This window comes from Gemmatimonadota bacterium, from assembly GCA_026705765.1.
Lineage (GTDB): Bacteria > Latescibacterota > UBA2968 > UBA2968 > UBA2968 > VXRD01.
On the sequence record JAPPAB010000169.1, the window covers coordinates 1 to 11,129 of the forward strand.

Annotated in this window: 12 protein-coding genes; 5 read left to right on the plus strand and 7 right to left on the minus strand. The window is 48.6% G+C overall.

The annotated features are described in order from the left end of the window. The coding region (locus OXH16_21430) for a hypothetical protein (GenBank protein MCY3683972.1) at positions 1-790 on the minus strand (790 nt) is incomplete at its 3' end. Between the two features lie 649 nt (positions 791-1,439). Between OXH16_21430 and OXH16_21435 the strand changes: the two genes are divergently transcribed. Together OXH16_21435 and OXH16_21440 are read left to right on the plus strand one after the other, a co-directional pair. Continuing rightward, a complete protein-coding gene (locus OXH16_21435; GenBank protein MCY3683973.1) occupies positions 1,440-3,359 on the plus strand; it encodes a DUF4955 domain-containing protein in 1,920 nt (639 codons plus the stop codon). 208 nt (positions 3,360-3,567) lie between these two features. Further along, the gene (locus OXH16_21440) at positions 3,568-5,700 is read left to right on the plus strand and encodes a hypothetical protein (GenBank protein ID MCY3683974.1); all 2,133 of its coding nucleotides are present in this window, start codon (positions 3,568-3,570) and stop codon (positions 5,698-5,700) included. Between the two features lie 95 nt (positions 5,701-5,795). Here OXH16_21440 and OXH16_21445 read toward each other — a convergent pair whose 3' ends face one another. The 6 genes from OXH16_21445 to OXH16_21470 form a co-directional block, all read right to left on the minus strand. Further along, positions 5,796-6,101 carry a hypothetical protein gene (locus tag OXH16_21445; protein MCY3683975.1) on the minus strand — a complete coding sequence of 102 codons (306 nt, stop codon included), beginning with the start codon at positions 6,099-6,101 and terminating at the stop codon, positions 5,796-5,798. Continuing rightward, on the minus strand, positions 6,091-6,660 hold the full coding sequence (locus OXH16_21450; GenBank protein ID MCY3683976.1) for a hypothetical protein: 570 nt from the start codon (positions 6,658-6,660) through the stop codon (positions 6,091-6,093). The genes OXH16_21445 and OXH16_21450 overlap by 11 nt, the downstream gene beginning before the upstream one ends. Further along, on the minus strand, positions 6,657-6,959 hold the full coding sequence (locus OXH16_21455) for a hypothetical protein (GenBank protein ID MCY3683977.1): 303 nt from the start codon (positions 6,957-6,959) through the stop codon (positions 6,657-6,659). The genes OXH16_21450 and OXH16_21455 overlap by 4 nt, the downstream gene beginning before the upstream one ends. A 225-nt stretch (positions 6,960-7,184) precedes the next feature. Then, positions 7,185-7,586 (minus strand): hypothetical protein, encoded by a 402-nt coding sequence (locus OXH16_21460; protein MCY3683978.1) that lies wholly within the window; start codon positions 7,584-7,586, stop codon positions 7,185-7,187. A 19-nt stretch (positions 7,587-7,605) separates the two neighbouring features. After that, a complete protein-coding gene (locus OXH16_21465) occupies positions 7,606-8,043 on the minus strand; it encodes a hypothetical protein (protein MCY3683979.1) in 438 nt (145 codons plus the stop codon). 347 nt (positions 8,044-8,390) lie between these two features. Beyond that, positions 8,391-8,576, minus strand: coding sequence for a hypothetical protein (locus OXH16_21470; protein MCY3683980.1), 186 nt, complete (start codon positions 8,574-8,576; stop codon positions 8,391-8,393). A 203-nt stretch (positions 8,577-8,779) separates the two neighbouring features. Between OXH16_21470 and OXH16_21475 the strand changes: the two genes are divergently transcribed. The 3 genes from OXH16_21475 (at position 8,780) to OXH16_21485 (ending at position 11,034) form a co-directional block, all read left to right on the plus strand. Then, positions 8,780-9,583 carry an HNH endonuclease family protein gene (locus OXH16_21475; protein ID MCY3683981.1) on the plus strand — a complete coding sequence of 268 codons (804 nt, stop codon included), beginning with the start codon at positions 8,780-8,782 and terminating at the stop codon, positions 9,581-9,583. A gap of 131 nt (positions 9,584-9,714) precedes the next feature. After that, positions 9,715-10,830 (plus strand): PD-(D/E)XK nuclease family protein, encoded by a 1,116-nt coding sequence (locus OXH16_21480; GenBank protein MCY3683982.1) that lies wholly within the window; start codon positions 9,715-9,717, stop codon positions 10,828-10,830. A gap of 36 nt (positions 10,831-10,866) precedes the next feature. Beyond that, a complete protein-coding gene (locus OXH16_21485) occupies positions 10,867-11,034 on the plus strand; it encodes a hypothetical protein (protein MCY3683983.1) in 168 nt (55 codons plus the stop codon). The last annotated feature ends 95 nt before the right edge of the window (positions 11,035-11,129 follow it).

Consider the following 11,129-nt stretch of genomic DNA (forward strand, 5'->3'; position numbering starts at 1 on the left):
CATCACCGTCCTGATACAATCCCCCTTCCGAAGTGCTAAACCACATCCGGCCTTCTCTGTCACACTGTATTTTGCGCAGTGGACCACCTAAATCTACCTGAACAGATTGGAACGTGCCATCGGCATAGCACCAGAGTTCATCTCGTTTTCCAAACCGACCAATCCACACCTTGCCGGTATGGTCCTTATCTAAGGCATAGGCGGTCCCATCTTGGGGAAAACCGTCTTTCTTCTCATAGCGGTGGAAAGATTCACCATCGAAGCGGATGAGGTAGTTAAAGCCAAACCACATCTGACCTTGCGGATCCTGAGTAATACCCCAACACTGACGCCACTTGGGAGAAGGAGGCCGCTTGTAGTGCTGAAGATAGAGCGGAATCATGTCGTGGAAAGCAGTGCTATCACAATATCCCAGAGTACGGGTACCACCAAACCATACACGGCCCTCATTGTCTTCGTAGATGCACCGCACGTCTCGGTCTGCAATGCCATCGTCCTTCAAATGATGGAAATCTGTCCCATCATACCAGCAGACGCCATTTGCTGTCCCAAACCACAATCGGTTCTGACTGTCTTGCGTAACAAAATAAGTGCGATCATCAATAAGACCGTCCTGTTTGGTAAAATTCTGGAATTCGTTCCCATCGAAGCGACTGACGCCATTATCCCAGGTGGCGAACCAGATACACCCCTCGCTATCTTCGGCGATGTGTTCAATGCGCATCCCGGCCAGACCATCGGCTATGGAATAAGTCCGATAGGTGCCTGTGCGGTCAAGTGATTTGATCATTAAAAAGAACCTTATGATAGGTGAAAAAAATGGTTTATAAATTGTATTTCATATTTGCGAACTAAAAAATAAACATGATTGCCAAATATCAAAATACAAATTACTCTATCGGTATAAATGGTTATACATTTTACCCACTAATATAATTATAGTTTCGGGACCGTAATAGGTCTTTCGAGACCGTAATAGGTCTTGTGTGAGAGCCAGTTCGACTATTTTGGGACAATATTATGTCTTATATCGTAGTCAGATTGGCTCTTTTTCTTTATGTAAAACAACGCTTTATGAATATAGCTCTCTGGACAACGCTCATATTGGCACGCTTTTTGCGTTAATAAAAAATTTGGATCCCGTCAGATCAATGAGCAGAACGGATGCAGGTTCTGCATAAACCACATTGTATGTGGATATTTTGCCACGTCGTTCTTGAGCATTGGTGTAACGTCAATTAATGATAGGAGAGACATTATGCAGAAAACTATCAGAACTGCTGCATTCTTCTCTCGTGAATACCACGAATCGGCCCCGCCGCTCCTTCAGCATTGCCTTCATCCATGGAGATGCCTACCAGACGGCTTCCGGCAAACGTTATCCGTAGGTATTCCCAACGTACCGTGCGGGAAGAAAGAACCAGTAGGGGAAATTTAATATGTTATTCCGCGTGCGTTTAGCGCAAATCATACTCATCGCGCTGTTGATCCAACCGGTGTCTGCGGCGCCTTCACCAGACTTTGACGAGAGTGGAGTGGTCGATTTTACTGACTTTTTGCTATTTGTAAGCGCGTTTGGTGCTCGGGAAGGTCAGGAAAGGTATGAGGCAAAATATGACCTGAATGCCGATGGGGAGATTGGGTTTGGCGATTTTCTGCTCTTTGTCAGCGACTTTGGCAGGCCAGCGGAATTTTTCAGGAACGCGAGGGCCTATCAACAGTTTGTGAAGGCTAAGGAGAATGGGGCAGTACCCATTTTACCCGATTTTTCGTATTCGGGCTATCACTATTTCAATAAGCCCGTGCCCGATGTCACACATCCCGTTTTTGACGTTACAGAGTACGGTGCGATTCCCAATGATGATGTGTCTGACCAGCCTGCTATCCAGGCAGCTATTGCCGCGGCAGAGGAAAATGGCAGAGGTGTTGTCTTTTTTCCGCCGGGTGAATTTCTGGTCAATACCGATGCGGATAAAAACGATGAGGGCTACAATGAGCCTATCTATATCCACAGTAGCAATATTGTTTTGCGAGGTAGTGGTAGCCGAACGGGTGGTACTATTATCCGAATGGTCAATTACATGTCCCCCCTTCCCGATAGACCCGGTTATGTGTCCAGTATGTTCAATTTCCAGCCCGTTAGCTTCAGCCGTTCTACCTTAGCGCGTATTACAGAGAGTGCGGAGCGAGAGACTTTCTGGATTACAGTGAATAATGCTTCCAGGCTCTCAGTCGGTCAGTGGATTTGGGTCTCTATAACTGTCAAGGATGCAGAAGGAATTAATATGTTTGTTGCCCCTCGTTCGCCATCCGGCTTGTCGGAACTTTTCGACGTGGGGCTTGATATACGGGAAGAACACAGCATTGCCGAGATTCAGGGCAATCGCATCCGCCTCAATGAACCTCTGCATACCCGTGTGAATCAAGGGGCAGCAGTGCAGTCCTTGCCGCATCTCGAAGAAATCGGTGTTGAGGACATCAGTTTTCACGGGTCGTTTTTTGAGTCATTTGTCCATCACCTGAATCTCATCCACAATGCGGGCTGGAAGGCGTTCTCATTCAATCGGTGTGTCAATTCCTGGGTTCGGCGCATCTCTTTCATGAATGTCAGTGGCGCAATTGGTTTTACTGTCAGTGCTGCCTCATCGGTGTACCAGGTTACAATCGCGGGAAATAAGGGGCATACTGCTTTTAATAGTCAGGGTAGTTATGGGATATGGTTTGGGCTGTCAGAAGATATTGCGGGCCAGTCTCCTTATAGCACGGCTCCTCTTATTAATGCTCAGAGAAACACCCGTGCGATTCCAGGACAACATCATGGTACGGGTATGAGCCATAGCTCAACGGGCAATGTGGTTTACCGCTATGATATGGCTCCAGACCAGCCACTTGATATCCATAAGACCGATCCCAGCTATGCCAATTTGTACGATTGTGTGAATAATGGCAGGTTGTCTGGCAGCAGCGGTGGCGGGGTTGAACCACACCATCTCCGGCGTCTTGTGTTCTGGAATTACAACCACGGGGGAGATGTTACGCACTACGATTTTTGGCAGGGGTATCTCAAATTTTTGTTTCCGATTATTGTGGGCTTTCACGGCAATCCGGCGACCTTTAATGAAAGTGATCTCGAGATTCTGGAATCGAATGGCGAGGCGGTTACTCCGGAATCGCTTTTTGACGCCCAGCTCGCATTGCGTCTGGGAACTTTGCCGGTCTGGGTAAAAGATCTACGCACAGAGTGGGAGATGATTCGCAGTATTCCGCTTACAATCTCAGCAAGCAAGCCTTCGGTGGCAGGACTTCCTGTGGATTCACACGCGTTCAGCCTTAGTCCAAATATTTATAGCTGTTATTAGAATTGACAACTATGGCAAGGTGGTGAGTATAGCAAGACTTCGGAGTAGGCACTGCTGCGGGTTCAATATGTTCGAGATGAGATTAACGCATGTGTTGTCGGTCGAGTGGGCAGATTGAATGCTGGTTTATTGTAGAGTGGAGCTACCTTTTTACAGAACTTTTTGGATTTGATCTGAAAGGGTCACATTTATTGCAGGAGTGTAGAATATGAAAAAAAGATGGGTGTTTATGACTGTTGTCGCGCTTGCGGTGCTGGTATGTATGGCTTATGCCTCTGCGAATACCACACCGGACTTTAATGGCGATGGAGAGGTCGGCTTTACCGACTTTCTGGCATTCATAGAGACATTTGGATCCCACCAGGGCGATGAAAAATATCAGCCACGTTTCGACCTGGACAGCGACGGCGAGATTGCTTTTCCCGACTTCCTGATATTCTCCAATGCGTTTGGCAAAGCGTCACCCCCGCCGAGCATATCGGTATGTGACCGCACACCCGCGGTACGTGACTCGATCGTGGCGCTTGCGCCTGTAAGCACCTGCGGGGAAGTGACGACGGGACATCTGGCCGCCATAGATTCTCTCAACTTGAAAGGCGCGGGCCTCACAGAACTAAAGGCTGGTGATTTTTCTGGCCTGACTTGTCTGGCAAAGCTCAACCTGCGAGATAATCAAATCAATAGCCTGCCCGATGGTCTTCTCGACAACCTGCCCGCGCTTCACTGGCTCAATCTGGGCGAGAATCAATTCGCCTCGATCCCCAGTCAATTATTCGACTTTCCCAACATCACCCACCTGTATCTTCACCAGAATCAGTTGACGGGTGAGATTCCCGAAGGGCTATTTGCCCTATCAAACCTCGTCGCTCTGTTTCTCCACACCAACCAGTTGACTGGGGAGATACCAGTTGCGTTGGGCCAGTTGAGCGACCTTGAAAGGCTCGCGCTGTACAGCAACAATTTGACTGGGGAAATACCCAAAGAATTGGGCGAATTGGTCAAGCTCACGTACCTCGACTTGTGTAATAACATGCTCACCGGCGGAATCCCAAAAGAGTTGGGCAACCTGTCAAATCTCACCGACCTGTGGCTCCATACCAATCAGTTGAGCGGGGAGATCCCCAACGAGTTTGGCAACCTAACGAACCTCGTAGGCTTGTGGATCAATACCAATATGCTCTCTGGCGAGATTCCAACAGCCTTGGGCGACCTGTCAAATCTCCAAGTGCTGACCATTCATAGCAATCAGTTAAGCGGCACGATTCCAAAAGAGTTGGGGAATCTCACAGCCCTCGAAGCCTTGCGGCTTCACACCAACCAGCTATCTGGCGAGATTCCAGCAGAATTAGGAAAGCTATCAAACCTCGCGGGTTTGTCGCTCAATACCAACCAGCTGTCTGGCGAGATTCCGTCAACCCTGGGCGACCTGTCAAATCTTCAGGTATTGACGCTTCACAACAATCTTTTGACGGGTGAGATACCCCCCGAAATTGGGAACCTCACGAACCTGAAAAGACTCGTGCTTTACAGCAATCAATTATCGGGGTCAATGCCCGTAGAATTGGGGAATCTCACAGCCATCGAGTACCTGGATATTTGCAACAATCTGTTGACTGGTGCGCTTCCAGCAGAACTGGGGAATCTGTCCAACCTCACGAATTTGTGGCTCAATAGCAATCAGTTGAGCGGTACGCTTCCATCAACGTTGGGAAACCTCTCAAGGCTCGAAGCGCTGATCCTGTTCGACAATGAACTGAGCGGACCGATTCCAAGGGAATTAGGCAATCTGTCCACTCTTAAAAGCCTGTTAGTCAGCGACAACAAATTGACGGGGGAGATACCGATAGAACTGTCTAACTTATCCAACCTTGTCCAGTTGTCGCTCCACACCAATCAGATTGTCGGAGAGATCCCAAAGGAATTGGGCACACTCCCAAAACTGTCCGAACTCGACATCGGTAACAATCAGTTGGTGGGAGAGATACCAACAGCATTGGGGAACCTGTCTGGCCTTACGACTCTGGGCCTTAATCGTAATCAGTTGACAGGTACGATACCAACCGAGTTGGGCAACCTCACCGCCCTTACCGCTCTAACTTTTCACGTCAATCTTTTGAGCGGGACAGTGCCCTCGGAAATTGGCAACCTGACCAATCTTGAAATTCTGACGTTTAACGATAACGCAAGCCTGACAGGTGCGCTTCCTCAAAGCCTGACAAACCTGACAAAGCTGAAAGGGATTGATTTCAGTAACACCGGGCTGTGCGCTCCGCTCGATGCGGCCTTTCAAGCGTGGCTTCAGGGCATTGAAGAAACCATTGGCTCGAACTGCTCGCAATAGGCGCGTACACACAAAAAAAGCCGCTGATCGTTCTCAAGTCAGCGGCTTTTTTACAAAAACACTATTAAATTACAGCTATCCGTGTTTGGATTCCCCTATTTCCAATATGGACGTTGGGCCATCCTCACGCCGGTCTGCGCGGCCAGCAATGACGCGCGCGCCCAACACTCTTGCAATTCTTTTGCCCCAGTCAGCACTCCCAACACGTCGGCGCCCGCCTCCGGCGGCAACCGATCCTCTGGCTTCTCACCCGCTTTGAATTGCAGATAAATCCCGTGGGACATTGCATTGATGTTGCGCTTTGGCGCCCCGTGTCCTTTGGCATTCTGATTGCCCACTGGTGCGCCATACCCGGCGGCAAAGGTATTGCCAGTCATAAACCGCCCGTTGCTATCCCGCATCGCTCGACCCTCCGTTTGTTTGTTTTAGAATTTGCCCGCCACTTTTCAATTTTTTAGGTATTTTCACTCCAATCTGTTTGAGACTCTCCAGGACAATAAAATCCGCCTCGATCATCTGCCCTGTACCCACCCGCTCTAAAACGTCCACAGCCGCCCTGTAAAGCTCAATCATTGCCTCCTGTTCCTCATTCTCCAATTCCATTTTTCTGATCTTCTGGCGCGTCAGGCGTTGATTGAGAACGGCTTGCTCTGCCCTCGCGTCTATCAATCCCCTTTGGGCTTTGATGTTCTCTGTACGCGCCTCGGTCTCTTTCAGTTTTGCCCGCACTGGCAACAGCTTTATCCGACCCTCAATCTCGTCTTTGGCACTTACGCCGTCCTCTCGATACAGAGTGTCAAGTCTCGAAGCTGTATTGTCGAAGTGCGCGGCTATATCACACGCCTCCCGATCAGCGCGCTCCTGGCGGAGTAGTTCGGAAGTCTCCCACAGTCTATTTTTCAATGCCACCACCTCGCGCTCCAGAGCCGCGCACCTCTCACATTGGCCTTGCTCAGTCATGACGATCTCCCCCGCTGGCGTGATAGTTCCAAAAGTGCCTCGTCTGACAACCGCTCTCCGAGCAATATGTGAACGAGCGCGGCACAGGGGATTTCTTTGTTAAACCGCTTCCAGGTGTTCCCTTCCTCTGGCTCTACACCTCGCTCTGGCCGGTCGAAAACGAGCAACCACAATGACCTATCGTGCGAGACAATCTGACCTTGCCAATAGTCTCTTACTGGCGAATACGCACCAACGTATATTCTGCGCGCACGCCACCTGAAATTTCTACTGGATATGTCCTGACTCCGACCTCTCATTTTGTTGCTCCTTGCGAGCAAACTAAGTGTCATTTTTGTGGAAAAACGGCCAAACCGCTCTCTCCAAAAATGGGAGAGTTTTGCACGGGTTTTTGTGCCAAAAACGCTCAAATAGCTTTTCTCAGAAGCCTGCAACCCGCATTTTGGGAGACCAAACACGGGTGTAACACACACATACCCGACACTTTTCACCGTTCCCAAACGAAAGGTATTTACAAATAAAATTTAGTTGTCTTTTTGGAGATTGGAAAAGACTCTTTCAAATTCGCGCATCAGCTTTTCCGTACCAAGCCCACCAGCGAAGATGGCGATCTGTTTTTTACAGTGGTCGATTAGGGGGGAGGCGTTAGCAATGTCGGCTTTCGCCTTCTCGATCTCATCAGTGAGTTGGCCCTCGCCGTCATAGTCTGGTATGCGCGATGCCATCACGGGCAAATAATAATGCTCAACAAACGCGAGGATGCTTTTTTCATCGCCAAGCACACGCCCGGTATCTGCATTAAAATTTACGCTCATTTCAGTCCTCTCACGGTTCTCATCCGGCGCGATGCGAATTTTGAGAGTTATGATATTTCCACGCCGCTCGATGTGTCCGAAATCCGATATGATTTTCTGATAATCTTTCATTTTTTTCATCTCCTTTTTGTCAGTTCATCGACTGAGAAAATACCCTTTCCAATTCGGTCATGAGCGCGTATGCGCCAGCCTTGCCGTACTGGTCGGCGGCGTTGACGGCGTTGTCAATATCGGCTCTTGCCTTCTCAATATCCTCGGCTCCGACCTGACCCTCGTAGCACCGCAGAGAGGCGTCAAACACGCCGGTATTGCCGATAGGAAATTTCTCGATCTCTCCGATCATCTGCACGGGAACGGGCTTTCTGGAGACGGCGCGGCCCTCAAAATGCGCCAACCTTTTTTCGGTGTCGTGACGATAGATGTAAAGCAAGTTTTCAGCAAACTCCGCCGAACACGTCCAGGCTTCCAAAATTGACGAATAAAACCAGATACGCCGCGTATGCTCGCGCACATGACGACGCGCTTTAGGGGAAAGCTCTTTCTTTTTGTCAGACTCCCACCTGTCCATCCACCTGTCCGTCGCTTTTCCGTGTCGGTGACTATAAGGCAAGAGTTTTTTGAGATTCGGTGTCGGGGAGATATGGTAATATCTGAACAGTGTCTTTTGTTTTGCTGGCTTCTTTTTCCGTCGCCTAGACTTCATTGGTTGCCTCCTACTCGACACCACAACCACAAGGGCTTGTGTGCGAAAAATCCGGTGTGTGGCCCGGATATAGCCCGTCAATGAGCGAATTGACCGCCTTACACCCCGTTTGTTCTGATTGACCTTGAGAAGCCGCGTAATCGTTGCCTCATCATAATCCGTCCAATTATCGAAGCGTTCCAACGTCTGTGCTATGTGTTCGATCCTCACCATCAGAACAGCCCCATTTGTGAACATCCCGACCTATCCAGTGCGCGCCCGCGCCGCCTGACGGCCTGAACCTTTCGCCGCTCCACATCGACCACCTGGGCAAGCATCAGCGCCCTTTGCCTGGACAATTTGGGGTTGTTCGGCTTTGGGGTTCTCACCCACTGATTGACAATCTGCAAGGTCTTCATAACTCGCCCCTTTCGGTGTTACCCTCCCTCCCTCCTCAATAATATCCGTCAAACACATGTTTTCGTCCAGTGCATCAGCGAGGTTTTTTTAATGCGCTCGGCCTTACGAATAATACGCTACTCATTGCGGTTAAAAATACCTATGTTCTGCTGGTCATTTTAGACAATGCCGATTGAATCAATTCACGAAAGGATGCCACTGGATGTTCAAAAGAATTGTTGGATGCCTATTGCTTATTATGGCAACAGCCAATATTGCTGAAGCCATTGATGGCGATCTCGATAGAGACGGGGATGTAGATTTTCAAGACTTCTTAATTTTAGTGCAAAATTTCGGGAAACAAGGCCCTCCTTCGCTAGCACGTACTGATACCATTTATGTGACCCAAATAGACACCGTATATGCCCCGTCTGATACCATTTACGTAACGAAAACAGACACTGTATTTACTACCATTAGAGACACCATATACGTCTCAAAAGTAGATACGTTTTATATTGAGGCAGGTGCGCCTGTCATTCCCTATGACCGCGACCTTTATAGACATTGGGTTGATGCGGATGGGGACTGTCAAGACACAAGACAGGAAGTTTTAATATCCGAAAGCCTGCAACCCGTCGTTCTCGACGATCGGGGATGTCGAGTTGTGTCGGGCGAATGGTTAGATCTGTACACCGGACAGACTTTTACCGATCCGAGCAGATTGGACATCGACCACTTTATTCCGCTGGCTGAAGCCCATAGAAGTGGAGCAGATATCTGGACGCCAGAACAAAGACAAGCATTCGCCAATGATTTGACGAATGAACATTCTTTAATTGCTGTGTCTGCATCTGCCAATCGGTCTAAAGGAGATCGAGACCCCGCAAACTGGTTGCCACCGGATGAGTCTTTTCAATGCGAGTATATAAAACGGTGGGTGGCCGTGAAGGAGTATTTCAACTTGCGTATGGATGCGACAGAAAGGAATTTCTTACAAAATCATCCATGCTTGCAGGATAATTAAATCCTAAAAACCCTCGAGTACAACACAAAAGCCCGTTAATCTCATTATGGTACCTATCATGCCAAATATTCGAAAAATCGTCCTGCAATTGGACATCCTCTGCGAACTCGACGCTCAAAGAAAGGAATCTCATGACGACCCCTAATCTGTACAGCTTCGCGACGAAAGAACTCGCTCAGGACGCCACCATCGCATACATATTGGCGTGGGCCGACCCGAAATATCGTCAATCGCATCCGCGTCTCCATGCTCTCGGCACCAAACTGTTGTGTTCACTTCTTCGGACTCAAGAGATAGATATCCCGATAATCAAGACACTTCGGATTAAGACTCAAGTTACACTTCGGATTAAGACTCAAAATGTCCGGATTGATATTCTTGTCCGGATCAACATGGATCAAAATGCCAATCGGATCATCCTGATCATTGAAGACAAAGTAGGCACCACAGAGCACTCGAACCAGATCAAATACTATAAGAAGGCCGTAGAGAGGAATTACAAGGGCTGCTATGAGCACTTGGTCGCGGTGTATCTCAAGACGGGAAACGAATCAAAAGAATACCTTCCGCCCAAAAACAAATGCGGCAGCTTTATGCGTCGTGATCTCCTTGATGTTATGGATGGATTTCAAAATACGCAGAATACCATCGTAAATGATTTCCGCACGCATCTTCAGAGATGGGAGGACAACACGAATAGGTGGAAATCCGAGTGCTACCGCAAGTGGCAATGGCAACAATGGGAGGGCTTCTATTCGGCACTGGAATCTATGTGGCGAAAGAAGGGGGACTGGTGCGGTTGGGTGTATTACCCAAATCCGAAGAAAGGATTCCTCGCCTGCTGGTTGTACGACGGGCAGCAAGGTGAATTCAATCAGATCCAAACTCAGTACGGGTACGTGGAACTCTTTATGCAGATTCACGACGCAATGCGTTTAACGGTCCGACTTGGAAGCGGTAATACCGGGCACAATGTTACCAACCTTCTCATGTGGCAAGTCTTCAATGTTTTGAGACAAATCAATGGGAACACTTCTAGTGATATCCGGATCAAAAAGGCGGGTGTCTTCAGGGGTGGCAAAGGAGGAGCGGTTGCAGACATCACATTCGGTAATCCGGACCCGTGGTTTGCTGTTGACTCCAAAGGGATTGTGAACATGGATGCCACTGTCAAGCGCCTTTGTCGCGTGCAGGAACTGCTGCGGAAAGTTGTAGAGCATCTCAACCAACAGGGGATAGTCATTTAGGGCGTAAAAGTTTCTGAAGCATTTGAAAGTGCTGTTGTGAAAGCTCAAAAGCAGGGCGTTCCAAAAGAAGAAATTTTTCAATTTTTGGAAGACGTGATTGACAGTCGGGCAGCAGATCAAGTATTAAAAGAAATGGAACGAACAGGAGATGGAGTTCCCCGTTTTGATGGGGTATTTAGGGCTTGGGTTCAAGCCTGTGATTAGTGCAGTTTTTCTTATTCTATCGGCGTAGGATATGCGATACACGAGTTAAGATGAAACTTCATAGTAATATATATCATAGAGATTGCCGTCCAATC